We start from the raw sequence: 25,269 nt of genomic DNA on the forward strand, positions 1-25,269 counted from the left end.
CTCACCGCACATAGACGTCGTCATCGCCCAGCCGCGACGACGGATCGAGCAGCATCTCGGCTTCCTGCCGCTTCTCCGGCGCCTCACCGCTGAACCGGCGGTCGGCCGGCTTCTCGTACAGCGGACGCCCGCCGGCGATCGCCGACGCCAGCCTGCGCTGACCGGCCAGCACGCGAGCACCCGCGCGCTTGCGGTAATCCTCGCGCGTCTCCGGGTCGAGTGCCGCCAGGAACGCCTGCGGATGCACCAGCGCGACAAGGCCCGACACGTGACCGAAGCCGAGGCTGGTCACCAGACCGGCCTTCAGCGGGAACTTCTCGCCCAACCGCAGCGAGTCACGCAGCCATACGAAGTGCGCAGCACCCGAGAGCTCGTCGTCGACACAGTCCAGGCTGCGGTTCGGCGGGATGACGCCGTCGCGCAGGATCTGGCACATCCCCATCATCTGGAACGCCGCAGCGCCGCCCTTGGCGTGACCAGTCAGGCTCTTCTGCGAAACCACGAACAGCGGTGCGCCAGGCGAGCGGCCCAGCGAGTCGGCCAGCCGCTCGTGCAGCTCGGTCTCGTTCGGGTCGTTGGCCAGCGTGGAGGTGTCGTGCTTGGACACCACCGCGATGTCGTCGGGGCCGACGCCGAGCTTGGCGAGCGAGCGCGCCAGCTGCGACTCCCGACCGCCGCGGCCCGCGCCCAACGCGCCCAGGCCAGGAGCCGGGATCGACGTGTGCACACCATCGCCGAACGACGAGGCATAGCCCACGACGGCCAGCACCGGCAGACCCATGTTCACCGCGAGGTCACCGCGGGCCAGCAGGATGGTGCCGCCGCCCTGTGATTCGACGAACCCGAGCCGGCGCCGGTCGTTGGCGCGGGAGAATTTCGAGTCGCTGATGCCCTTGGCGCGCATCATCTCGGTGTCGGCGGTGGCCGCCATGTCACCGAACCCGATGATTGCCTCCAGCGTCAGGTCGTCGTAGCCGCCAGTCACCACGAACTCGGCCTTGCCGAGCTTGATCTTGTCGACACCTTCCTCGACGGACACCGCGGCCGTCGCACATGCGGCGACCGGGTGGATCATCGAGCCGTAGCTGCCGATGTAGCTCTGAACCACATGTCCGGCAAAGACATTCGGCAGGACTTCCTGCAGGATGTCGTTCGGCTTGTTCCGGCCGAGCAGGTTGCCGTGGTACATGGTCTGCATCGACGTGAGCCCACCCATACCGGTGCCCTGGGTGCTGGCCACCAGGCTCGGGTGCACCCAGCGCATCAACTCGGCCGGGGAGAAGCCGGCCGACAGGAACGCGTCGACGGTTGCACATAGGTTCCACAGCGCCACCCGGTCGATCGACGAAGCCATGTCCGGCGTGATGCCGAACACCATCGGGTCGAAGCCGGTCGGGATCTGGGCGCCGACGGTCCGCGACAGCTTCACCTTGCGCGGCACCCGGATCTCGGTGCCTGCCATGCGGGTGACCTGCCAGTCAGCGCTGTCGGGCACCGGCGAGATGACGGTGTGCTCCGGATCGAATTGCACGAACGCGCGCGCGTCGGCCTCAGACGAGACCACGAACGTGAAGTCCTTGTCCAAGAACACCGACACCAGCAGCGGCGAGGCGTGATCGGGATCGATCGCTCCGTCGTCGACCCACTCGCGGATGCCGACTTTCGCCACGACGGCGTCGTGGTAACGCTCGACCAGTTCGCCCTCGTCGACCAGTTCGCCGGTCTCGTTGTCGTACCAACCCGGCGTCGGGTCGTCCTCCCACTTGACCAGGCCCGTGGTCCAGGCCAGCTCGAGCACACCGGCCGCCGACAGCTCGTTTTCGACTTCCATCTCGAAGCGGGTCCGCGACGAGCCGTACGGCCCGATCTCGGCACCGCCGACGATGACGACGAGATCGGCGGGGTCGACGTCGAGGTCATCCCATGCCGGCGGCGGCGCAGCCTTGTAGCCGCGTGGCGGCGACGGCAGTGCGCGAATCGTGCCCTGCTCGTCGACGTCGTCGGGGGCGGTCTCGGCGACCATCTCCTCGCGGGCCTTGGCGGCCAGCTCCGACAGATCGAGATCCACCTCGGCCAGGCCGCCGGTCAAATCGACCTTCAGCGGCTCGCGTGCGGCGGCGACCTTGGACTCGATGCTGCACAGAGCCAGCAGCATGGTCGCCATCTCGTCTGTGGTGTAGGTCGTCACGCCGGCTTCCTCGACCGCGCCGACGATCGCGTCGTTGTGGCCCATCAGACCGGTGCCCTTGGTCCAGCCAATGAGGGCGTGCGCCAACGACACTCGCTGTGCCCACGACGACTCGGCCTTCCACCGCGACACCACGGCGTCGAGCGCGGACTTCGACTCGCCGTAGGCGCCGTCACCGCCGAACATGCCGCGGTTCGGTGAGCCCGGCAACACGACGTGCAGCCGAGCGGCGATGTCGCGCTCTGCACCGATGTGTGACAGGCCGCCGATCAACCGCTGCACGGCCCACAGCAGCACCTTCATCTCCATCTCGGCGCGCGACCCGGCGTCGGACAGATCACCGGCCACACGCGGCGCCGCGAACGGGAACAGCAACGTGGGTGTCTGCGCATCTTTGATGTGAATCGATTGCGGCCCAAGGCTTTCGGTCTGCTCGGTGCCGACCCATTCCACCAGCGCGTCGATGTCGGAGTACGACGCCATGTTGGCGGGGACCACCCACAGCTTCGCGCCGAACCGCGCGTTGTCGCGGTAGAGCGTGCGATAGAAGCCGAGACGGTCGTCGTCCAGTTTGGACGTCGTGGCGATGACGGTCGCACCGCCATCCAGCAGTTGACCCACCACCGACGCGGCGATCGACCCCTTGGACGCACCCGTGACCACCGCGACCTCGTCGCTGTAGCAACCCTTGCCGGGGTTCTCCGCACCCGCGGCCGCGCGGCCATACAGCGACGCGTGGATGTTGCGGCCTGCGGCCAGGGCCTTGCCCTGCCACCACGTGGCTTGGGTGCCGACGATGTGGCCTGCGCCCTCGAACCGCTGCGAGAGCCGCGGCCAATCGGCGTCGATCTCGCTCTCGTCGAGCAGCCACAGCTTGGCCAGGTCCTCGCGTGCGCTGGCCCAGCGGTCGTCGAAAAGCACCGCCTTGCGGCCGTCGAAGACAGGGGCGACCAAACGCGGCCAGTCCGAACCGAGTTCGGCGGTGACGAGGTCGATGAGTTCGGCGTCCGTCGCCTCCGGCGTGCTGACCGGGGTGTCCAGGCCGAGCTGGCCCAGGATCAAGCGGGCCGCCGACGCCAGTACGCCGTTGCGACCCGTGACCTGCTCTGCGAATTCGCCAAGCGCGGCCGAATCGACCACGCCGCCACCGCCACCGGCGGCCGACGGCAATGAGACCGAAACTCCTTGGCGCGCACCCACAGCGGTGACGGCGGCGTCGATGACCTTGTCGACGGTCGCCGCGTCGGCGAGCGCTCCGTCGTGCAGGCCGCCGAGAACGCCACCGCGAACGCTGGACCCCTCGCGGGTGCCCAAGGCCACCTCGACCGTCACGTGCTTGACCCAGCCGTCGCCGAGCTCCCAGGTCTTCTTGACCCGCTCTGCGATGTAGGCCGGGCGCTTGCCTGACGGGCCGAGCACCGTGCGCAACTGGTCGTTGATCGCATCGGAAAGCACTGGGCCGTAAGGCTTGTATGTGCGGGCCAGCTTGGTGACCTGTCCCTTCAGGCCGGCCAGATCGGCCTCGGCTGCGCCGTCGATGGCGCCGAGGTTCAGCTCGGAACCAAGGTCCACCAACAGCTGGTTGCGCCGCGACGATGCGCCGTCGGTGATGGACTCGATGGAGTCCAGCGGCTCGATCTGGTCGATGCGCATCTTCGCCGACAGCGCGATCAGCGCCATGGTGGCATCTGCCGCGCCGTAACCGATGTCGTCGGGTCGCGGGCCACCACTGGGAGCGGCAGGCGCAGGCGCCGGGGCAGCCGGTGCGGCGGCCTCGACGGGCGCGGCTTCGACGGCCGGCGCCGGGGTCTCGCCCTCGTCGTCTTCCGGCTCCGGATCGGTGTCGGTGGCGAACAGCACCGCGGCGTCGCGCTCTGAGTTCAGCACTTCCGTTGTGTTGTGCGAATACTCGGGCAACTTCAGCGTGTTGGTGGCCAGGCCCGCGACGGTCGGCGCAGACTTCACACCGATCTCGACGAACCGCTCGACACCCAGGCCGCCGGCTGCCTCCTCGATGAACAGGAGGTCCTGCGTCTCGATCCACCGCACCGGGCTGGCGAACTGCCACGCGAGAAGCTCGATGACGACCTTGCGGCACAGCTCGCTCGGCTTCTCGGTGATCCAGGTGTCGTAGTCGGCGAGGATCTCGTCGAGCGGCTCGGCGGGCACCAGATCGCGGATCTCCTGGATGAAGTCGCGGTCCAGGCTGAACAGCCTCGGCACCAGGTTCGGGATGTACCGGCCGACGATCAGGTCGGGATCCTTGTCGCGCGGCATGACTCGCTCCAGCGAGCGCCGGAAGTCGGCGACGCCGACTCGCAGCACCGAGGAGTGGAACGGCACGTCGATACCCGGCACCAGGATGAACGACCGCTTGCCGCCGGTGATCTCGCGGCGCTTTTCGATCTCCTCCTCGAGCACCTCGAGGCCGCGGACCGTGCCCGCGATCGCGTACTGCGAACCACGAAGGTTGAAGTTCACGATCTGTAAGAACTCGCCGGTATTCGCCGCGATCTCGTCGATGAAGGCAGGCACGTCGTCGTCATCGAGATCGATCTGCGACGGCCGGATCGCGGCCAGCCGGTAGTTGGAGCGGCCAAGGTGGTCGCGCGGAACGATGTCGTGCATCTTGCTGCCGCGGTGGAACACCACCTCCAGCAGCGCCTCCAGTTCGTAGACACCGCTCACGCACGCGAGTGCGGTGTATTCACCGACGGAGTGGCCGCAGGCGATCGCGCCCTCGACGAACGCCCCCTGCTCGCGCATCTCGGCGACCTGTGCGGCCGCGACGGTCGCCATCGCGACCTGGGTGAACTGCGTCAGGAACAGCACGCCGTCCGGGTGGTGGTAGTGCACACCGCTGGCGATCAGGCTGGTCGGGTTGTCGCGGACCACATGCAGCACCGAGAAGCCGAGGGTTTCGCGGGTGAACTTGTCGGCGCTGTCCCACACCTTGCGGGCGGCCTTGGACCGGGCGCGCACCTCCATGCCCATGCCCTTGTGCTGGATGCCCTGGCCCGGGAACGCGTAGACGGTCTTCGGCGCGGCCAGCTGTGCGGTCGCCGACATCACGAGTTCGTTGTTGACGCGCGCGGCGACCTCGACGATCTCCGCGCCGCGGTCGATGCCGACGCGGTCGACGCGGAAGTCGATCTCGTCGCCGGGCAGCACCATGCCAAGGAAGCGCGACGTCCAGCCGACGACGCGGGCCGGCGGTGCCGGCTTTCCGTCCGTCGCGGCGACGACATGCTGTGCGGCTGCCGACAGCCACATGCCGTGCACGATCGGCGATTTCAGCCCTGCCAGCAGCGCGGCGGCGCGATCGGTGTGGATCGGGTTGTGGTCACCGGAAACGACGGCGAACGCGCTCATGTCGGTCGGTGCCGTGACGGTGACGTCGCGGCGACGGCGGCGCGGCGTGTCGGTCGCGTTGTCGGTGATCGCCCCACCCGCACGCGGCGGATCGGTCAGTTCGGCCGCGCCGGTGCGGCCGCGGATCGCGAACCGCTCCTCCAGCCTGGCCAGTACGGTGCCCTTGGCGTCGGCGATGGTCACCGCAACCGGGATGACGCGGCCGTACTCTGTGTCGCTGGCCGCGGAAACCGTTGCGGTGACGGTCAATTCGGCCGTCGTCTTCGGCATCGGGGCCAGCAGGTGTGCGGCGTGATCGAGGTGGACCAGGCTCAGCAGGCCCTCGACGACGGGGAAGCCGTCCTCGGTCACGGCCGAGCCGATGGTCGCGAACACAGCGGGCCAGCAGTGACCGACCAGCGCGTCGGGAACCATCTTGAGACCCGGCGCCAGCGGCGCGCCGAACGTCGCGGTGACGCCGGTGTGGTCGGCGACCTGTTCGGGATCCCAGTCGACGGTGACTGTCGCGGTGCCGTCGTGAACCTGCGGCAGCGCGTCGGGTCCGTCGGCCCCCGCGGCAATGGCCAGTACCGAACGCATTGCGGTGGAGGCGTCTTCGACGGTGACGACCGGCATACCGCCGTCGACCGTGCAGGACGGCAGCGTGAAGCGAATGTTGATCCAGATGTCGGAGAGCGGGACGCTCAGGGTGACCGCATCGCCTGCGAGCTCCAGCCGTGAACCCGTGGACGGGTGTGTGGCATTGCGGTTTTCGTTGACCTGCCACTCGTCGGGCGCACCGATCCGGTGCACCGGGTTGATGGACGTGCGTCCGGCCCACAGCACGTCGGGCGAGTCGAGCACCACGGCGAGCGGACCCGTGACATCGATACGGGCCTGACGGCGTGAGACGACGGGCAGGGGCTGGCCGTCGGAGGCGAGCGCCTCGTCGATGGCGGCCTGCTCGAAGCGGTCCAGCAGGTCGCCGACGGGCTCGTCGACGCGGGTGATGCCGGCCACCGCCTGCGTGCCCGGGATGATGCACACCTCATCGGCTGAGTAGCGGGCGTCGTGCGCCTGCCACAGGGAGTCGCTGCGCCACCAGCGGCGGACATCCTTGTCGATGACGGGCACGAAGTTCACCGGCTTGCCGAGCGTCTTGCAAAGCGTGATGAAGAACGGCACGTCGGCGGGATGCAGCTTGACGGTCTCGGCGTCGGGGTAACGCGCCAGCAGAGCGGCGATGGCCTGCTCCGGATTGTCCAGCAACGCAGCATCATTGAACAGGGTCTGGATCGGACCGGAATCCTGCGGGTGCAGGCGGGCCTCGGCACGGTTGAGCATCTCTGCGAACCGCTCGCGCCAGGTGTCGGCCAGCCATGGGCTGTCGGGCAGTTTGGTGTCGGCGGTGCTGTCGCCGTCGCCGATGGCCAGCTCGACGTAGCGCTGCAGCCACTGCAGGTAGGTCATGTCACCCACGTCGCCGAAGTACGGCTTGCAGGTGTTGCCCATCGCGGCGATGATCTCGTCGCGGCGGGCTGCGACGGCATCGGCGTCGCCGGCCACCTCGTCGAGGAGCTGGCCGCAGCGCGAAGCCGCGTTGTCGATCTCGTGGATGTCGGCGCCGAGCTGGCTGCGGCTGGATGCCATGCCGCCCTTGGCTTTTCCGGCGCTGATCCAGTGATCGGTGCCGGTAGTCTCGACGAGCATCTGCTTGACGGCGGGCGAGGTGGTGGCTTCCTTGGTGGCCATCGCTGCGGTGCCGACGAGGATGCCGTCGACCGGCATTTCCGGGAAACCGTATTCGGTGGCCCAGCGGCCCGACAGGTATTCGGCCGCCCGCTCCGGGGTGCCGATGCCGCCGCCGACGCAGACGGTGATGTTGGGCAGCTTGCGCAGCTCTGCGTAGGTCCCCAGCAGCAGATCGTCGAGGTCCTCCCACGAGTGGTGGCCACCGGCGCGGCCGCCCTCGATGTGCACGATGACGTCCTTGCCGGGCACCTCGGCGGCAATTTTGATGACGGACTTGATCTGGTCGATGGTGCCTGGCTTGAACACCACGTGTTTGATGCCGACGCTGCCCAGTTCGTCGATCAGCTCGACGGCCTCCTCCAGGTCGGGGATGCCCGCGCTGACGACGACACCGTCGATCGGTGCCCCGGACTGACGTGCCCTCTGCACCAAGCGTTTTCCGCCGACCTGAAGCTTCCACAGATACGGGTCGAGGAACAACGTGTTGAACTGCACGGCGCGGCCGGGCTCCAGCAACTGGGTCAGCTCGGCGATGCGGTTCTCGAAGATCTCCTCGGTGACCTGACCGCCGCCGGCGAGCTCGGCCCAGTGGCCGGCGTTGGCGGCCGCAGCGACGATCTTCGCGTCGACGGTCGTCGGCGTCATCCCGGCGAGCAGGATCGGCGAACGTCCGGTCAGCCGGGTGAACTTGGTGGACAGCTTGACCGAGCCGTCGGGCAGCTTGACCGTGGTCGGCTTGTAGCTCGACCACGCTGGCGCCACGTCGGGCTCGGCGCCGACGGTGAACAGGTTGCGCTGACCGGCGCGCGTCGCGGCCGGAACGATCCCGACACCCAGCCCGCGAATCACCGGAGCGGTCAGGCGGGTGACGGTGTCGCTCGGTCCGAGGTCGACGATCCACCTCGCGCCGGAGTCGTGCAGCCGCTCGATCTCGGCCACCCAGTCGATCGGGCGCACGAAGATCGATTCGGTCATCTCATGGGCCATCTCGGCGTCGATGCCACACTTGGCTGCCCAGCGGTCGACCATCTCGACACCGTCGGCCAGCCGTGGGGTGTGGAAGCCGACCTCGACCTGCACGCCGTGGAACACCGGCGAGAACACCGCGCCACCGCGGAGCTTGTTCTTGCGCTCGGCCTCTTCCTTCTCGGTGATCTTGCTGCAATACAGCTCGAAGCGGCCCAGTTGTTCCGGGGTGCCGGTGATGACGACCGAGCGCCGGCCGTTGCGGATCGACAGCACCGGTGGCAGCACGGTGCGCACATCTTTGGAGAACTCCTCGAGGAGTTCGGCGATGCGGTCAGGGTCGACGTTCGTCACCGAGACCATCGGCGACTTGTCGCCGCGCCCAACCATGCCGCGGCGGCGCGAAACCAGCGACCCGGCCGCGCCGATCAGTTGCAGCAGGGCCAGCAGCTCGGCGTCCTTGGTGCCCTTGGCGCGCAGCGACTCGCAGGCCATGACGCCCTGTGAGTGCCCGGCCATCGCCACCGGCGGCGTGCCGTACAGATCGAGACCCTGACGCGTCAGCGCACGGATGGCGGCCATCTGCGCGAGCAGGATGCCCGGACCGGAGATGGCGGCGGTGATCAGTTGTTTGGTGGCGGGCAGCGGCTCTTCAGCCGCCAGCGCGCGGACCCACTGCAGCGGCTCGAAACCGATCGGCCGAACCACCACCAACTCACGGGCGACCGGCTCGAGCAGCAGCTCGGCCTCGCCAACGACCTCGCTGAGTTCGGATTCGATGCCCGCCGAGCTGACAAGTTCTTCGAGGTTCTCCAGCCACGCGCCGCCCTGGCCGCCGAACGCGACCGCGTAGGGCTCACCGGCGTTCAGACGATCGACGAGGGCGTGGGTGCCCGCCAACGCAGCAGGGTCCTCACCGGTCTCGTTCTTTCGGTCGGCGGACACTCGGTGCTGTTCGTTGATCGTCACGTCTTGTTTTCTCCCTCGGCGCGTATCGCTCGTCGTCTGTCGCAGTCGTCTCTGAAGCTTTGTGGCCTGCGCTTCCCTGCTACAGGCCATAGATTCGGCGTCGAATCCCGCTGGTTCCGGCATAGGCGATCTCGCAGACCGCCCAGCGGACACTCCAGCCGTACTAAGAGTGTCATAAGAGACGAGGCCATTTTCGCGCCTCAAATGGTTACTGGCGAGTTCTACGCATGGGTAACCACTTATTGCATAACGCGGGCTTCCATAGGCGCAGAACGCATCCGGGACAAACGTCCTGCATGCAGGTGGTTACGGTCGAGTAGGCATAACTGCGCTGATCAAGGCAGTATTGTTATGCAATCGTTATGTAAAAATTTCGCCTTGTCTCACCAGGCACATCGCAGCGTTGCGAGTCGACACTATGGCCAGATTTGTCTTGTCATCGCCGCCGGCGACCGCGGAGAGTTTGCTGCATCTACTTACTGATCGGTAAGGTTTAGTCCCACTGCCCAAATTGAGGCTTGAGGACGTGGTTGATATCCACTCCGACGCCCCCGACGGACCGCTTATCGATCTCGACCTGATGCAGATGCGCGGCAGGATGGGGCACCTTGCCCGGCGATCCCCAGTTGTGCTGCCAGAAGTAGGTGCCCAGGCCGTCCTGAAGTGCCCACTCGATGGTCTTGGAGTTGGCGTAGACGCCCACGCGCTGATGGCCCAGCACGGCTTCCCAGCCGCGCAAGTAGGGAGCGACCTGGGCCTTGTACTGGTCCAAGGTCGGGTCGTCGTCGATGGACGCGTAGATCGGCGCGCCGTACGAGCCGCCGGCCGCGACATGTAACTGCCAGCCACGCTTCGCGTGTGCAACGCCCGCGCTCTGACCTCCGAGCCAGTCGGCACTGTCCTGCTTGCCGTACTGATAGCAGGACACGATTTTCAGCCCGTTCTGGTACAGGTCACGCGCCTCGGGCAGCTGGATCGGCTTCCCGAGCATCCAGGCACCGCCCGGCCTGCGATCAGAGACGTACCTGATGGCGCCCATCGCGCCGGCGGCGCGCAGGTCGGCGGCATTGATGACACCGGCCGCATAGTCCAGGAGTACGCCCAGCGGCGCCGCCGATGCGCGTGCAGGTGCCAATGCCTGCAGCCCTGCGCCCAGGCCGAGCACGGCGGGCGCCGCGGCCGCGAATTTGAGCACGTCGCGGCGGGATACGGCCATGTGCCACAGGGTACGACAATTGCATCACTTTTCACGGCAACGCCACTGGTCACATCTGTATCAAGATTCCCAATCGGCTCGCAACACGACGCCGATCCCCACGGACGCACTAATAGCCGGGCAACGCACCCGCACGACGACGGCCACGATGGCTGTCGCACGTGCCGCCGCATTGTTGGTGGTGTTGCCTGCTAACAACCGCAATGTGCGGAACCCGTGGTCTGACGGCGAAAAGATCACGAAATCCGCGATGAAGGTGCGACATCACCGTGGAATTCCTACGATGAGCCATGCCCTCGGGGACGGTCAGTTCGCAGCCTGACACGAAAGTGGCTGCCGCCGTTGAGGATCCCCAGATCGAGCTGATCGGGGTGCGCAAAGTGTTCGGCGACGTGGTTGCCGTCGAGGGCGCGGACCTCACCGTGGGCGATGGCGAATTGTTCGCCATCCTCGGTCCGTCCGGCTCGGGCAAGACGACGGTGTTGCGGATGATCGCCGGATTCGAGCAACCCTCGGCCGGGGTGATCAAGCTGGGCGGCACCGACGTCACGGCGCTGCCCGCCCGCCGCCGCGACGTCAACACCGTCTTCCAGGAGTACGCGCTTTTCCCGCACATGACGGTCGCGCAGAACGTCGAATACGGGCTGAAGGTGCGCGGCGTCCCGAAGGCTGAACGCCGGCGCCGCACAGTCGACGCACTCGACATGGTGCAGCTGGCCGACCACGCTCCCCGCCGCCCCGCACAACTGTCCGGAGGACAACGTCAACGCGTCGCGCTGGCCCGCGCACTCGTCGGCCGGCCGCGGGTCTTGCTGCTCGACGAACCGCTCGGCGCACTGGATCTCAAGCTGCGCGAACAGATGCAGATCGAATTGAAGGCGATCCAGCGGGAAGTCGGCATCACGTTCATCATCGTCACCCACGACCAAGACGAGGCGCTGACGTTGTGCGACCGGCTGGCGGTGTTCAACGACGGCCGCATCGAACAGGTCGGCAATGCCCGCGACGTCTATGAAAGCCCGGCTAACCGCTTTGTCGCCGATTTCGTCGGGACTTCCAATGTGCTCGACGGCGCAGCGGCGGAGGCGCTCATCGGCAGACCCGGCATGTTCACCGTCCGGCCCGAACGCATTGGCGTGTTCCGGCCCGGCACCGACGCCGTCCCGGGTGTGCGCACCGTCGAGGCGACGGTGTCCGAGGTCATCTATGCCGGGCCAACCACTCGGATCGCCGCTACCACGCATGCCGGCGTCACGCTCGTCGCCACCGTGCTGACCGCGAGCACGTGGCTGCCACCGGATTTGCATCACGACACCCCAATCACCTTGGCGTGGCCCGAAAAAGCCGTCCACCAACTGTCAACCGAGGAGTAGCCATGAGATCAACCGCTGTCCGGATCGGCCTTGCGCTCACGGCGTGTGCCGCCTTGCTCGTCGCGTGTTCGGGTTCGAAACCCTCTGGCGGCAACGGTGAAACACCACCGAAGCTGGAGCCGCTGTCGGCGGTCGGCAACGGCGAGGGTCAGCTGAACATCATCGCGTGGGCCGGTTACGCCGAGGACGGGTCCAACGACAAGAGCGTGGACTGGGTGACGCCGTTCGAGCAGCAGACCGGATGCCAGGTCAACGTGAAGGTCGGCAACACGTCTGACGAGATGGTGCAGTTGATGCGCACCGGTCAGTACGACGGTGTCTCCGCATCCGGTGATGCCACGCTGCGGCTGATTTACGCCGGTGACGTCGCCCCGGTGAACACGTCGCTGGTGCCCAACTACGCCACGATTTCAGGGTTCCTCAAAGACAAGTCGTGGAATTCGGTGGACGGCCAGATGTACGGGATTCCACACGGCTGGGGTGCCAACCTGCTGATGTACAACATCGACGTGGTGCGCGACGCGCCCAACTCCTGGGCGGCGGTATTCGACGATGCAGGCAAGTACAAAGGCAAGGTCACCGCATACGACTCGCCTATCTACATCGCCGACGCCGCGCTGTATCTGTCGAAGGCCAAACCCGACCTCGGCATCAAGGACCCCTACTCGCTGACATCCGAACAACTCGACGCCGCAGTCGAATTGCTCAAGAAGCAGCGCGAAAACATCAGCGAGTACTGGTCGGACTACACCAAGGAAGTGCAGGCGTTCGAGTCGGGCACATCGGTGATCGGCACCACCTGGCAGGTCATCGCGAACACCATCGGCACCGACAACAAGGTTCAGGTCAACACGGTGCTGCCGAAGGAAGGTGCCACCGGGTGGTCGGACACGTGGATGGTCTCGTCGAAGGCCGCACACCCGAACTGCATGTACAAGTGGATGAACTGGATCTCGTCGCCTGAGGTCAACGCACAGGTAGCCGAGTACTTCGGCGAGGCGCCGGCACAGACCAAGGCCTGCGAACACACCTCGCAGAAGGATTTCTGCGACATCTACCACGCCACCGACGAGAAGTTCGCCGCCGAGATCCACTACTGGACGACACCGCAGAAGCAGTGCGTCGACGGCAGCGGCGACAACTGCACGGCCTACAACGAGTGGGTCGACAAATGGCAGCAGATCAAGGGGTGAGTCAACGCGGCGCCCCTCCCAGAGCTTCAGCTTCTCTGGGGCGCCGCATCAGCCTGACGCTGCTGCTACTCCCGCCGATGGCGTGGCTTGTGGTGGCATATTTGGGTTCGCTTGCGGTGCTGCTGGTTTCGGCCTTCTGGACGACCAACGCCTTTACCGGCGCGGTGGTGCACACGTTCACCGGCGACAACATCGCCCGCGTTGCGACCGAGACGGTGTTCCGGACAGCCACCGTCCACACCATCGTGGTCGCACTGGTGGTCACGGTCTTGTGCGCGGTGCTTGCCGTGCCGCTGGCCTTCTTCATGGCCAAGGTCGCCTCGCCCCGCGCGCGCCTGATGTTGGTGGTGGCAGTCACGACCCCGCTATGGGCCAGCTATCTGGTCAAGGCCTACGCGTGGCGGATGCTGCTGTCCCCGGAGGGGCCGGTGGCATGGTCGACGGGGTACAGCCCGGGCTACGGCTTGACCGCGACAGTCCTCACGTTGACGTATCTGTGGTTGCCCTACATGGTGATACCGGTTTTCGCGGCGTTCGAACGGGTTCCCGATTCGCTGATCGACGTGAGCTCTGACCTCGGAGCCTCGGATTGGGCCACACTGCGACTTGTGGTGGCACCGTTGGTGTTTCCCGGTATCGCGGCGGGTTCGATATTCACCTTTTCCCTGTCGCTGGGTGACTACATCGCGGTCACCATCGTCGGCGGCAAGACCCAGATGCTCGGCAACATCATCTACGGTCAGCTCGTCACCGCCAACAACCAGCCTCTGGCGGCCGCACTGTCGATCATTCCGCTCGTCGCGATCATCGGATACCTGCTGGCGATGCGCCGCACCGGTGCACTGGAGAACGTCTGATGCTCTCGGCCGGCGCAGGGCGGGCGGCTCGGGTGTGGACCGCGCTGGTGTTGATATTCCTTTACGCCCCAATGCTTCTCGTAGTAGTCAACGCATTCAACTCGTCGCGCTCGTTCGCCTTTCCGCCGACCGACTTCACCCTTCGATGGTGGGCAGACGCATGGAACAGCGAGGGCATGTGGCGATCGCTGGCCAACTCGGTGATCGTCGGGCTCGGCGCCACCGTCATCGCGCTGGCGCTCGGCACGATGGCCGCCTTCGCCGTGCAACGGTATGACTTCTTCGGCCGTCACACCGTGAGTTTCCTTGTGGTTCTACCGATCACGCTGCCCGGCATCGTCACCGGCATCGCACTGAACGCCACCTTCACGTCCGCGCTCGGTGTCACGCTGGGCTTGGCCACCGTGATCGTCGGCCACGCGACGTTCTGCATCGTCATCGTCTTCAACAACACCCAGGCCCGGCTGCGCCGGCTGGGCACGGCCCTCGAGGACGCGTCGGCCGACCTCGGTGCCTCACCGTGGCAGACATTCAAGTACGTGACGTTCCCGATGATGCGTGGCGCTCTGGTCGCCGGGGCCATCCTGGCGTTCGCGCTGTCGTTCGACGAAATCGTCGTCACCACGTTCACCGCGGGCCCGACCGTGCAGACGCTGCCGATCTGGATCTTCGGAAACCTGTTCCGCCCCAACCAGGCCCCGGTCATCAACGTGGTCGCCGCGGCCCTCACGCTGGTCGCAATCATCCCTGTGTGGCTCGCCCAGCGCTTCGGCGGCGACCCGGCCACCACCCGGGTATAGCCGGCTACGCCGGGTCGTGCGGCTCGGGCTCGTCGGGCGTCTTGGGCTCCCATTGGCCGCTGAGCATGAGGCTTGCGGTGTAGTCCGACACCGAGATCACCATGCGCTGACGCAGCGCCTCGTCGAGCCGGTCGGTGACGACCTTGTTGCCGATATCGCGGTAGTCCTGCACGACTTGGGTCAGCTCGGCGACCTTGTCGCGCTTCGGGATGAAGCCTTCACCGAACCGAGACCTCACGCCCTCTTCCAGTGCACGCACGGCCTCTTCAGCCACCGCGTCGATGGTCTGCCGCGTCGATTCGAAGATCCGAAGAATCGCACGGACGTATTCCAGTTGATCTTTACCCCGCGCCACGATCTCACCCATCGTCCGATCGGTGAGCACCACCACCCCATCGGCGAGTTCGGCCAGGCCGTGTTCAAGCAGACGCCGGGCCTCCTCACAATGAGGATCGATGTCGACGGCCGGCCTTGTCTGCGAGCCCGATTGCGTCGGCTCAACCTCCCTTTCCGCCGGCTCGGACGGCAGACCAAGGACCGCCCGCTGAATCCCCAGAATGTCGGCCAGATCCGCGCCCTGGCGCATGCTCTCGAAGAACTCGGCAATGTGGGCCGAATTGAAGCCCTTGCGCAGTAGCTGATTGATGGTCTTGAGCTGCGAGAGGTGATAGTCGTCGTAGTAGGCAGAGCGGCCAACCCGCCGCGGCGGATCCAGCAGGCCCCGTTCCCGATAGGCGCGGATATTGCGGGCACTGACGCCCGAAACCCGCGCGAGATCATCCAGCCGGTACTCAGCCAATGCGCCGCACTCCACCCGTGGCGGCGGTGCCCTTCCGGCGCGCACCGCAACATTCCATGCGACCACTGTAGCGGCCGATGAACGTTTCCGAGCGAAGTCGAGATGGCCCTGTGGACAGTTTGCTAGCTATCGCACATAAGCCCGGTTATCTGCGGATATGAGTGTTCGACGATGACGTCGGTTGACATTGCCACGCGGTCTCAGCCAACTCGGCTCGCCGTCGACGGCTTCGGTCCGTGAGTGATTTCACCGGTTATCAAGTGGCATCGCAGACACACCGTGCGCGATGATGAAGCCGAAAGACATTAAGACAAACCGTGGTTAACGGCTTGAATTCGCGTTGAAAGGTTCGGTGTGCGTCCCTGGATCGTCTGGGCCACCGGACTGCTCGCATACATCGTCGCTGTCCTCGACCGCACCACATTGGGTGTTTCCGGTCTCGAGGCCGCACATAGGTTCAACGCCAGCCCCAGCGTGTTGTCGACGTTCGTCGTCTTGCAGGTGATCGTCTACGCCGGTGCGCAGGTTCCCGCCGGGCTGCTGCTCGACCGATTCGGCTCCAAGGTTCTGATCACAACGGGGGCCGCGCTGATGGCGTCGGGCCAGTTGGCGCTTGCGTTCACCGAGTCCTTGCCCACGGCGATCGCCGCGCGAGCGGTGCTCGGACTGGGTGACGCGGTCACGTTCATCTCCGTGCTGCGGCTCGTGCCGCACTGGTTCAAGCCGCGGCAGGTGCCGCTGGTCACCCAGCTGACGGGTATCTGCGGACAGCTGGGTCAGGTGTTGTCGGCCGTGCCGTTCCTCGCCCTCCTCGCCGGTGCCGGCTGGTCCACCGCCTACGCGTCGGTGGCGGCGGTCGGCGTGCTGTCGATGGTCCTGACGCTGGCGGTGGTCAAGGACACCCCGAACGGGTCGACCGTCGCCACGTCGACGACGTCGGTCCGCGACACCCTGGCCAGTGTGAAAACAGTGTGGTTGCGTCCGGGCACACGGCTGGGCTTCTTCACCCACATGGGCACGCAGTTCTCCGTCACGGTATTCGCGTTGATGTGGGGCGTCCCCTATCTCACCGTTGGACAAGGCCTGTCCACCGGCGTCGCAGGCGCTCTGCTGACAATCTCTGTCGTCGCGGCGATTTCGTCCGGCATCGTCATCGGCGTCCTGACCGGACGTCACCCGCACCGGCGGTCACGGATGGTGCTGGCGATCATCGGCAGTAACGCCCTCGTGTGGACGGTCGTGCTGGCTCTGCCCGGACGAGCGCCACTATGGCTACTGGTCGTGCTCGTCGTGGTGATCTCCGTCGGGGGTCCGGGGTCGATGGTGGGTTTCGACTTCGCACGCACGTTCAACCCGAGCGCAACGCTCGGCACGGCTCAGGGCATGGTCAACATGGGCGGCTTCGTGGCCTCGCTGCTCGTCATGCAGGCGATGGGCCTCATCCTCGATGCCGCAGGCGATTTCTCGTCCGGCTCGTTCCGCCTAGCGTGGACTGTGCAATACGCGGTCTGGGCCCTTGCGGTTGTCGGAATCCTGATCACGCGCACCAAAGCTCGCCGCCTGATGCGCCTAGAGCAGGAGCGAATGTTGTTGGAAGGCTTTGAAACTGCGCCGACGACGCGCTAGCGGTTTCGGGCCGACACGCGGCGATTGGCCTTCTTGATCGCCGAGACAAGTTCGCCCTTGCTCATCGTCGAACGGCCCGAGATGTCCAGCTTGCGTGCGACGTCCAGAAGGTGCTTCTTCGAAGCGTTGGCGTCGACGCCTTCAGCAGACTTGCCCGTCGGGTTGGGGCCGCCGCTACGCGCCCGAGAATCGGATGGCCCCTTCTTGGACTTGGGCTCCCAATGATCCCCGACCTTTTCGAAGCTGTGCTTGAGCGCGTCGTAGGCGACCCGGTGCGCACGTTCACCTTCGCCATACTGCTCGGCCGCAGAATCGTGTGCCTTGGCGAAGGTGCGCTGCGCCTTGGCGGGCGACTTCTGCAAGGTGCTCGGCAGCTCACTTTTCTTGGCGCTGCCGCTCTTGGTCGTCTTCGGCATCCTCGGCTCCTCGTCGAACTGCAGAACGTAGCCACCGCCGAGGCGGGATCGCCGGGCTCGCCGACGTAGAACGAACCGGAGCCGCTTCTTGACCCGCGTCGTGCCACCTCGAACGGTTGCTCATCGCGTACCCGGCTGGCAGGCGGCTAAACCCGCTAAGTGTCCAGGCTCCTCGCGATCGCTTCCGCCGCGTGTCGATGCCCGACCAACTCGAACCCCACCACTGACACCAACGGCGCAAGCGTGACGACCAGCAGGCAGTTGGCCATCGACACCCCCGCCTCGGCCAGCCACACCGCCACCGCCAACACGACCCCGGTGAGGACGATGAGTAGCAAGTGGAATGTGTCGACGGTGCGGACCAGGATCATGTACAGCAGGTAGATGGAGACGATGTAAGCCCCGACCGGAATGGCCACCGACAGAACCGTTTCGGTCGAGTTCAGCTTGGAATGATGCTCGAGGTAGTAGGCGGCGGCGTGCAGCCCGGCGCCGGTAGCCACAATCGCGCCAAGGGTGACGATGGGCAGATAGCCGAACCAGAATGACCGTTCCCGGTGGGCGTGCAGCAATTCGCCCTGTGGCATCACAAAATACGTCCACCACATTCCGAACGTCAGCCCGATGCCGGCTACCGCGACGAAGGCGGCATCGAACGTCCACCCTTGTGCACTCACCGCTGCCGACAGCGTCGCGACCGTGCCCACGACGCCCTCGCCGAGAGCGATGATCGTAAGCAGGCCATAGCGTTCGGAGATGTGATGGGCGTGCCACGGCGTGCCGCCCTTGCGCCACTCCGCCAGCACCGGGCCCAAGATCTCCACCCCGATCAGCAGCACAAAGACCACGAAAGTCTGCCCGACCGACGTGTGCAGGAACATGCTGGCGATCCAGCCGACCTGCGCAACGGTGACAGCGGTGGCGTACGTCAAGCAGGCCGAGCGGTGAGCCGGATCCTGTTTGGCCGCGCGTAACCACTGCGCTACCAACGCGATTCGCATCACGACATACCCTGCGACCATGACCCTGTTGTCGACGTGGCCGCCGTGCTCGACCGACGCGTACATCTGCGGGAAGCCGAGCGCCATCACGATGACGCCGACCATCTGCAGCATGGTCATCAAGCGGTACATCCAGTCGTCCGTATCGTAGGCCGACGCGAACCAGCTGAAGTTGATCCATGCCCAGCAGACGGCGAACGTCGCGAATGAGAACGCAAGCAATCCGGGGCCGACGTGGTTCTCGGCCAGCATGTGCGAGAACTCCGATGCCGCGATGCCGAAGGCGACAACGAACGTCAGGTCGAAGAGCAGCTCCAACGGCGTCGCCACCCGATGCTCTTCATGCGGGTCGCGCCCCGACATCCGGCGGACCCGGTGCGCCGCCGTAGTGGGCCGTGGCGGCTGTTCTTCGACTTCGCTCACTTCACCCGTCCTCTTCGCTCGTTGACCGGTTACATTTCACACCCATGACGGGCGCGAAGAAGTTGGTGGTCGGCGCGAGCGGCTTTGTGGGCTCGCATGTCACGCGGCAGCTTGTGAACCGCGGCGACGACGTACGGGTGTTGATCCGCAGGACGAGTTCGACCAAGGCGCTCGAGGACCTCGACATCGAGTATCACTACGGCGACATCTTCGACGACGACGCGTTGCGGGCCGCGATGGCCGGGTGCGACGACGTGTTCTACTGCGTCGTCGACACTCGGGCGTGGCTTCGTGACCCCGCTCCCCTGTTCCGCACCAACGTCGAGGGCTTGCGGCACGTGCTGGAGGCGGCTGTCGAGGCCGACCTGCGGCGTTTCGTCTTCACCAGCACCATCGGCACCATCGGAATCCCCGCTGATGCACGGCAGGCCACCGAGGAGGACCGGTGCAATTTTCTCGACGAGGGCGGCGGTTACATCCGATCGCGGGTGGAGGCCGAAGACCTGGTGTTGCGCTACGCCCGTGAGCGCGGACTTCCTGCCGTGGCCTTGTGCGTGTCGAACACGTACGGACCCCGCGACTGGCAGCCGACGCCGCACGGCGGCCTGCTCGCCGCCGCGGCCGCCGGCAAGGTGCCCGTCTATGTCAAGGGCGCGGCCTCTGAGGTCGTCGGAATCGAAGACGCCGCAGCGGCATTGATTCTCGCCGCGGAGAAGGGGCGAAACGGCGAGCGCTACATCATTTCCGAGCGGTACATGAGCGTCCGGGAACTGTTCGCGACGGCCGCCGAAGCCGGAGGAGCGAAGCCGCCGCGGTTCGGCATACCGCTGTGGGCGGTGTATGTGGCCGGCTACGTGGGCGATGCAGTCGGCCGGGTGCTCAACCGCGACACGCCAGTCACCAGTACGAGCGCGCGCCTGTCACACATCTTGCCGCGGATGGATCACAGCAAGGCTGAACGAGAGCTGGGGTGGCAGCCCACGCCGATCCACGAGTCGATCAGGCGTGCTGCGCAGTTCTATCGGGAGAACGGCATACGCGGCATGTAGGGCGTCGGCGCACGAAAAACAGGTAGTGCTCTACGCGTGTCCATCGAATCGCGCCGACCCACGATCGATGTGTGTCCGAACAACTATCGCTCAACGTACTCGGCGGATTCGCGGTACACCGCGACGATCAGCACGTCGCGCTGCCACCGGCCTGCCAGCGTCTGGTGGCACTCCTCGCGCTGAAGCGCCGTCCGGTGCATCGCCTGTGGGTCTGCGCGATGCTGTGGCCGCACGCCCAAACCCGTCGGGCCATTGCGAGTTTGCGGTCCGCGATGTGGCGGCTACGTCCGGCAGGCGTCGATGAGCTGCTGGTGATCGATCCGCAGTACATCGCGCTGGCACCACATGTTTCGGTGGACTGGCACGACGCGGTGGACCTCATCGAGCGCCTGCTCGACGAAGACAAGCCCGCCGGCGCCGACCCGCAACTCGTTGCCGACTTGCTTCCACTGCTTCGGGCCGGGGATCTTCTCGAGGGGTGGTCCGAGCGGTGGGTCATCACCGAGCGTGACCGTTACCGCAACATGCGGATCGCCGCGCGTGACGCGCTGGGTCTTTGTCCGGAGAAACAGGTAGGCCACCACGCAAACGGCGCTATCCGCTCGCTTCACACTCGGCACGCCGTCCGCAGCAGAAACAACGACCCGCAAGAACCATGAACGCGCTACTGCTCCTCTGCATGTCCGTCGGCACACCGCTAGCCGCGCTGGGCCTCTACGACCTGCAGGCGCGACTGGAGCAGTGGGACCACGACCGCCACGCGGAGGACTGACCGGGCCTACCGTGTTGGTGTGGCTGAACTCCCCGATGACGTAGTTGCGTTTCTGTCCGAAGGCACCCGCACCGGCATGCTGGGTTACCTGGCATCCGACGGACGTCCGCTCGTCGCGCCGGTCTGGTTCGTAGTGGACGACGGTGAACTGGTTTTCAACACCGGCAAGAACTCGGCGAAGGGTCGAGCCCTGACCCGCGACCCGCGGGTGGTGATGTGTGTCGACGATCCGCGGCCGCCGTACTCGTTCGTGCAAGTTCAGGGAGTCGCGTCGATCAGCGAGGAGCCGCAGGAAGTGCTCGATGTCGCGACCAGGACCGGCGGGCGCTACATGGGTGCCGATCGTGCGGAAGAATTCGGCAAACGCAACGGCGTGCCCGGTGAACTCGTCGTCCGCATCCGGCCGTCGAAAGTGCACTACACCTTCGACGTTGCGGACTGACAAGCGGAGCAGACGATAGTGTTCGGCCCATGACCAAGCCGTCTCGTCAGGACACGGTTGGCGTGGTGCTGGCGGCGGGCATCGGCGCACGCGTCGGCGCGGACGGCAACAAGGCGTACCTACCGCTTGCCGGCCGCAGCATGGTGTCGTGGTCGCTGGAATCGCTGACGCAGGTCCCGGATGTCACGCGGACGGTGCTGGTATTCCGGTGCGGCGAACGCGAGCTCGCCGAGCGCACGGTGACAGCGGAGCTTCCCGGCGCGGCCGTGGAATTCGTTGAGGGCGGCGACAGCCGGCACGCCTCCGAGTTCAACATGCTGCGTTACCTTGCCGCCGACATCGAAGCGGGCTCAATAGATGTCGTGTTGATCCACGACGCCGCCCGCCCGATGGCAGGACCGGACATGTTCGTCAGTGCGCTGACCGTGGCGCGCGAGTTCGGTGGCGCCGTCCCCGCGCTACCGCTTGCCGACGTGGTGCGCCTGACACCGAATGGCCTGCAATCTGCCGGCAGCGCAGCGGGATTGGTTCGCGTCCAGACCCCACAGGCGTTCCAGGCGCTGCCGCTGCTGCAGGCTTATCGCGCCGCAGAGCGCGAACGCTTCGAAGGCACGGACACGTCGTCGTGCGTAGAGAAATACACGGATCTCGACGTGCGCACCTTCGGCGGCCAGGAGCGCAACCTCAAGGTGACCTACGCACACGACATCGCGGTCGCCGAACGTCTGCTCACCGACGCGAGGCGATGATCGCCTCGACAAACGCGGTGTCCCTTGGCAATTCGACGACGAACGCGTCGGGATCCCCATCGACCACCGTGATCGCGACGCGCGCAGCCAGCGCCTCTTCGAGCTCGTCGAAGTCGTCGGAGGCACGTCCCGCCAACAACTGCGACAACATCTCGGTCGTGAAACCGCGCGGGTACTGGACTGTCTGCAATGTGGAACGATCGAGCGTGGCCGTCACCGACCCGTTGGCATCAACGGCTTTGACGCTGTCGGTGAGCGGCAGCGCCGGCATCACGATCGGACTGCCGGCGCGCAGCGCCGCGACGACCCGTGTCTGCACAGCCGAAGTTGCCAACGGCCGCCGAATATCGTGAACCAGCACGAATCGCGCCGATGTGTGGTCCAAACCAGCGGCAATGCAGTGTGCCCGCGCGCCGGGGCCGCCAACGGCTGTCACGCTGACGGATGAAAGTCCTTGGTCTGCAAGGTTTTCCCGACAGGCGTCGGCCAGCGGTTCAGCAGCCACCACCACCACACTTGCCTCGCCACCAAGGGCTGTCCTGACGACGCGGGCGAGCGGCGTCTCACCGGCCAGGGGTGCGAAGGCGGCCGACTTGTTGTCCGCCACGGTTTCTGGCACCGGCACGATCGCCGCCAACTCCGTCATCGGCGGAACCGCTCGAGGTAGGCGCGCCAATCCCAGGTGGACAGGAACTCTTCTGTGGCCGCATATCCCTTGGCGTACAGGGCTTCGACCTCATCGTCGGATATGTTGAAATCGAGGAATCCGACGTCGGTCGAGTCTACCCGGATTGTGCGGGCGCTGACCCACGGTTGGTTGAGGTACGCCTGATCGCGGCCCACCAGCACGGTGGTGATCACGCTTTCGAGCAGGTGCGGTGGACCGATCACTCGCATCGGCGATAGCGCGGGAATCACCTTGTCGTTGCCTTCGGGAAGATTCGGTAGCACAGTGACGCCGAAGCTCGGCCAGCGCGGCTCGCGACTGTCGGCACGGTCCAGCGAATCGATCGGAAAGTTGGACAGCAGCCCTCCGTCGACCAGGGTTGACGTCAATCCGGTTGTGCTGGTGAGCATTACGGGACGAAAGAAGAACGGAATCGACATAGATGCACGCACGGCGTCGGCGACCGACTGCTCGTCGGGGTCGAGCCCGTAGACCCTTCGGTAATCCCAGGGCAGCCGGATCAGCTGGCCGGTAGTCACATCGGCGACCGTGACGGCGAGCTTATAGCGGCGCTCTTCGGGAAGGTCGTCGTCGTCTATCGCCAGATCGCCAAACGTTTCGACGCCCAAGTTCTTCAGCTCGCTTGCCATCCAGTTGTGTGCGTAATCGCCCTTGTAGATGCCGGAGCCGCGCGCCACCGCAAGCGACGGCCCAAGCACTGGGACGCGTTCGATCACGCCAGGGTCGGTGAACTTTCGGTAGTCCAATTGCAGCGCAAGCTCTTTGACTTCCTCAGCAGTGAGCTGGCTGCCCTGGGAGGCCGCTGCGACGATCGCGCCGACGATTGAGCCCGCAGATGTTCCGGAGACGCGTTGGGCGGTATAGCCGGCATCCATCAACGCGACGACCGCTCCCACCAGACCGACGCCCTTGACGCCGCCTCCCGACAGCACCAGGTCGGCAGGTTTCGACGACGCCGGTGTCACGGCGCCGAGGCTACACGGGGTCGAACGACGAAATCAGCCAGGTCCCGTTGATCTTTTTCAGCCCGACCTTGACGCTGCTCGCCGCGAACGCCCCGTCGGGGTTCTCCTTGCTCGTCGTGTTCTGGTTGATGAACACCAGAACCATCGCCGAGTCCGGGTGCAGTTCGGATACCACGGCCTGCACGACCGACGCCGTCGTCTTGACGGACTTCTGCTTGGCCGCCGGCGTCACGATCTGCTCGGTGAACTGTGTGTAATACGAGAGGAATTCACCGGTCAGATGAGACTTCGCGTTCGCGAAGTCCTTATCGAGACTCTCGGGTGAGTACGACAGCAGCGACACCGTGCCGGTCTTCGCGGCTTCGAGCGCCACCCCGGCGGCGGCGTCGTTGGTCTGCTGATCGGGGCGGTACTGGTAGAAGTACAGCCACGCGGCCACGCCGGCCGACGCGACCAAGGCCGCCGCCAGCAAGATGACACCGAGCTTCGACTTCGCCCCGCGCAGTGTCCGTCGAACGCCACTGTCCTTCGGCTCGGACTGCGCTTGCGTCTCCGCTGACTCTTCGCCCGCTTCCGCGGCGTCGGGTGTCTCGGCGGCCTCGTCTGCGTCGTCGGCTTCGTTGTTCTTGACGTCTTCGACCACGTCTGCGTTCTCTTTTGTCGTCACGGCACGAACTCGACTTTCGCCATTTTGATCTGCCCGCCGTCACGCTGCAGATTCACCAAGAGGCGCCATGTGCGGGGCTCCTGCTTGGCGCCGGCGTTGTTTGTGACTCGCGAGGCGGCCGATACCAGGGCTGTCGCGGTGTCGTTCGTCATGGTTTGGACGCCGACCGCGTTGACGGTGACCTCGGTGATGACCTTCGATTCTTGCGCCACCTTGACGAAATCCTCGGCCTGGTTCTTGAAGTCGTCCCTGAATTGGCCGGTCGAATTGTCGATGATGCGCTGCACATCGTCCTTCGCCTTGTTGAAGTCCAGCGACATCAGCGTCACCACACTTTGCCGGGCGGCCGCGGCGTACTCGGCGCGTTGCTGTTGTTCGGCGGCCTGGTGGCGATGGTTCAACACCATGAGCACGCTCAGCGTGATCAGGGCGCACGTGCACACGACGGCTACGCCGGCAGCGAGGACCTTCAGAATCCGGCCAAGCCGCCAGCGCCGCGCGCGGGGCGGCTTTTCCTCCGCGGGCTCATCGACGCCGTCGTCTTCGCTAATTACGTCGGCTTCGACTGCATCGACCGCGTCGATCGGTTCGGCCTCAGCGTCCGCGGCTTCGGACTCGACCTCGGTCGTCGACGCCTTCGCCTCCTCGGCCTTGGTCTCGACCTCGGCCTGCCTTCGCAGTCGGATCGCGCGGGCTCGGGCACGTGCGGCGGCGGCCATCGCCTCCGCTTCGGCTGCCTCTGCCTCCGCCTCTTCGGCAAGGGTCAGAGCGTCGGCCGCGTCCGCCGCCCGCTCAGATTCCTGCGGCGGCTCGTCGACGCGGTCAGCGTCGATCACCGACTCGCGGCGCCTGAAAGACGGCACAGCGACCTCCTCGTCTGCTACGCGCACTACTCAATGAGAATGCGATTATCCTTTTTTGAGTATCGCCGCGACGATACCCGCCTCCGCAGGTCCCGGCAAAAGCCTGATTTCCTGCGGAAATGCTATTTACACGCTGTGCACACG

The 25,269-nt window shown here is 65.8% G+C and carries 18 protein-coding genes; 9 read left to right on the forward strand and 9 right to left on the reverse strand.

Annotation, left to right across the window (positions count from 1 at the left end):
* Position 1 precedes the first annotated feature (1 nt).
* Positions 2-9,226, reverse strand: a complete 9,225-nt coding sequence (locus tag ACWW36_RS28350) for a fatty acid synthase subunit beta domain-containing protein (RefSeq protein WP_456139230.1) — start codon at positions 9,224-9,226, stop codon at positions 2-4.
* Between the two features lie 493 nt (positions 9,227-9,719).
* A complete protein-coding gene (locus ACWW36_RS28355) occupies positions 9,720-10,442 on the reverse strand; it encodes a DUF1906 domain-containing protein (RefSeq protein WP_456139231.1) in 723 nt (240 codons plus the stop codon).
* Between the two features lie 290 nt (positions 10,443-10,732).
* Between ACWW36_RS28355 and ACWW36_RS28360 the strand changes: the two genes are divergently transcribed.
* From ACWW36_RS28360 to ACWW36_RS28375, 4 genes are read left to right on the forward strand one after another with little or no spacing between them, the layout of a single operon-like run.
* The gene (locus tag ACWW36_RS28360) at positions 10,733-11,815 is read left to right on the forward strand and encodes an ABC transporter ATP-binding protein (protein WP_456139232.1); all 1,083 of its coding nucleotides are present in this window, start codon (positions 10,733-10,735) and stop codon (positions 11,813-11,815) included.
* A 2-nt stretch (positions 11,816-11,817) separates the two neighbouring features.
* The gene (locus tag ACWW36_RS28365) at positions 11,818-13,008 is read left to right on the forward strand and encodes an ABC transporter substrate-binding protein (RefSeq protein ID WP_456139233.1); all 1,191 of its coding nucleotides are present in this window, start codon (positions 11,818-11,820) and stop codon (positions 13,006-13,008) included.
* Entirely contained in the window at positions 12,987-13,865 is an 879-nt protein-coding gene (locus ACWW36_RS28370; protein ID WP_456139234.1) for an ABC transporter permease, read from the forward strand. Before ACWW36_RS28365 ends, ACWW36_RS28370 begins: the two co-directional genes overlap by 22 nt.
* Entirely contained in the window at positions 13,865-14,665 is an 801-nt protein-coding gene (locus tag ACWW36_RS28375; RefSeq protein WP_456139235.1) for an ABC transporter permease, read from the forward strand. The genes ACWW36_RS28370 and ACWW36_RS28375 overlap by 1 nt, the downstream gene beginning before the upstream one ends.
* 4 nt (positions 14,666-14,669) lie before the next feature.
* Here the strand turns inward: ACWW36_RS28375 and ACWW36_RS28380 are convergent, their stop codons facing one another.
* The gene (locus ACWW36_RS28380; RefSeq protein WP_456139236.1) at positions 14,670-15,509 is read right to left on the reverse strand and encodes a MerR family transcriptional regulator; all 840 of its coding nucleotides are present in this window, start codon (positions 15,507-15,509) and stop codon (positions 14,670-14,672) included.
* Between the two features lie 309 nt (positions 15,510-15,818).
* On the opposite strand from ACWW36_RS28380, the gene ACWW36_RS28385 reads away from it, so the two are divergent.
* The gene (locus tag ACWW36_RS28385) at positions 15,819-17,090 is read left to right on the forward strand and encodes an MFS transporter (RefSeq protein ID WP_456139237.1); all 1,272 of its coding nucleotides are present in this window, start codon (positions 15,819-15,821) and stop codon (positions 17,088-17,090) included.
* On the opposite strand, the gene ACWW36_RS28390 is transcribed toward ACWW36_RS28385, so the two are convergent.
* On the reverse strand, positions 17,087-17,506 hold the full coding sequence (locus ACWW36_RS28390) for a ChaB family protein (RefSeq protein ID WP_456139238.1): 420 nt from the start codon (positions 17,504-17,506) through the stop codon (positions 17,087-17,089). The two genes, ACWW36_RS28385 and ACWW36_RS28390, sit on opposite strands and share 4 nt — an antisense overlap.
* Positions 17,507-17,661: 155 nt before the next feature.
* Positions 17,662-18,870 carry a low temperature requirement protein A gene (locus ACWW36_RS28395; RefSeq protein WP_456142660.1) on the reverse strand — a complete coding sequence of 403 codons (1,209 nt, stop codon included), beginning with the start codon at positions 18,868-18,870 and terminating at the stop codon, positions 17,662-17,664.
* A gap of 104 nt (positions 18,871-18,974) precedes the next feature.
* Between ACWW36_RS28395 and ACWW36_RS28400 the strand changes: the two genes are divergently transcribed.
* From ACWW36_RS28400 to ACWW36_RS28415, 4 genes are all read left to right on the forward strand, one after another.
* On the forward strand, positions 18,975-19,979 hold the full coding sequence (locus tag ACWW36_RS28400) for an NAD-dependent epimerase/dehydratase family protein (RefSeq protein WP_456139239.1): 1,005 nt from the start codon (positions 18,975-18,977) through the stop codon (positions 19,977-19,979).
* Between the two features lie 71 nt (positions 19,980-20,050).
* Positions 20,051-20,638: an AfsR/SARP family transcriptional regulator gene (locus tag ACWW36_RS28405; protein ID WP_456139240.1), complete on the forward strand. Its 588-nt coding sequence runs from the start codon at positions 20,051-20,053 to the stop codon at positions 20,636-20,638.
* A gap of 132 nt (positions 20,639-20,770) precedes the next feature.
* Entirely contained in the window at positions 20,771-21,193 is a 423-nt protein-coding gene (locus tag ACWW36_RS28410) for a PPOX class F420-dependent oxidoreductase (protein WP_456139241.1), read from the forward strand.
* Between the two features lie 29 nt (positions 21,194-21,222).
* Complete coding sequence (locus ACWW36_RS28415; protein ID WP_456139242.1) at positions 21,223-21,942, forward strand: IspD/TarI family cytidylyltransferase; 720 nt, start codon at positions 21,223-21,225, stop codon at positions 21,940-21,942.
* Here ACWW36_RS28415 and ACWW36_RS28420 read toward each other — a convergent pair.
* The 4 genes from ACWW36_RS28420 to ACWW36_RS28435 are packed head-to-tail and all read right to left on the reverse strand — an operon-like array spanning position 21,923 to position 25,125.
* Entirely contained in the window at positions 21,923-22,588 is a 666-nt protein-coding gene (locus ACWW36_RS28420) for an IspD/TarI family cytidylyltransferase (RefSeq protein WP_456139243.1), read from the reverse strand. The genes ACWW36_RS28415 and ACWW36_RS28420 overlap by 20 nt on opposite strands.
* The gene (locus ACWW36_RS28425; protein ID WP_456139244.1) at positions 22,585-23,595 is read right to left on the reverse strand and encodes a patatin-like phospholipase family protein; all 1,011 of its coding nucleotides are present in this window, start codon (positions 23,593-23,595) and stop codon (positions 22,585-22,587) included. The genes ACWW36_RS28420 and ACWW36_RS28425 overlap by 4 nt, the downstream gene beginning before the upstream one ends.
* 10 nt (positions 23,596-23,605) lie before the next feature.
* Positions 23,606-24,262: a hypothetical protein gene (locus tag ACWW36_RS28430; protein ID WP_456139245.1), complete on the reverse strand. Its 657-nt coding sequence runs from the start codon at positions 24,260-24,262 to the stop codon at positions 23,606-23,608.
* Positions 24,259-25,125 carry a hypothetical protein gene (locus ACWW36_RS28435; RefSeq protein WP_456139246.1) on the reverse strand — a complete coding sequence of 289 codons (867 nt, stop codon included), beginning with the start codon at positions 25,123-25,125 and terminating at the stop codon, positions 24,259-24,261. The genes ACWW36_RS28430 and ACWW36_RS28435 overlap by 4 nt, the downstream gene beginning before the upstream one ends.
* Between the last annotated feature and the right edge of the window lie 144 nt (positions 25,126-25,269).

The sequence above is a fragment of the Mycobacterium sp. MMS18-G62 genome, assembly GCF_053877835.1.

Bases quoted from the DNA above. Each gene is read 5' to 3' on its own strand.
- ACWW36_RS28370 (WP_456139234.1), top strand. From the start codon at position 12,987: ATGGCAGCAGATCAAGGGGTGAGTCAACGCGGCGCCCCTCCCAGAGCT.
- ACWW36_RS28415 (WP_456139242.1), top strand. From the start codon at position 21,223: ATGACCAAGCCGTCTCGTCAGGACACGGTTGGCGTGGTGCTGGCGGCG.
- ACWW36_RS28365 (WP_456139233.1), top strand. From the start codon at position 11,818: ATGAGATCAACCGCTGTCCGGATCGGCCTTGCGCTCACGGCGTGTGCC.
- ACWW36_RS28400 (WP_456139239.1), top strand. From the start codon at position 18,975: ATGACGGGCGCGAAGAAGTTGGTGGTCGGCGCGAGCGGCTTTGTGGGC.
- ACWW36_RS28395 (WP_456142660.1), bottom strand. From the start codon at position 18,870: ATGTCGGGGCGCGACCCGCATGAAGAGCATCGGGTGGCGACGCCGTTG.
- ACWW36_RS28390 (WP_456139238.1), bottom strand. From the start codon at position 17,506: ATGCCGAAGACGACCAAGAGCGGCAGCGCCAAGAAAAGTGAGCTGCCG.
- ACWW36_RS28375 (WP_456139235.1), top strand. From the start codon at position 13,865: ATGCTCTCGGCCGGCGCAGGGCGGGCGGCTCGGGTGTGGACCGCGCTG.
- ACWW36_RS28360 (WP_456139232.1), top strand. From the start codon at position 10,733: ATGCCCTCGGGGACGGTCAGTTCGCAGCCTGACACGAAAGTGGCTGCC.
- ACWW36_RS28420 (WP_456139243.1), bottom strand. From the start codon at position 22,588: ATGACGGAGTTGGCGGCGATCGTGCCGGTGCCAGAAACCGTGGCGGAC.
- ACWW36_RS28355 (WP_456139231.1), bottom strand. From the start codon at position 10,442: ATGGCCGTATCCCGCCGCGACGTGCTCAAATTCGCGGCCGCGGCGCCC.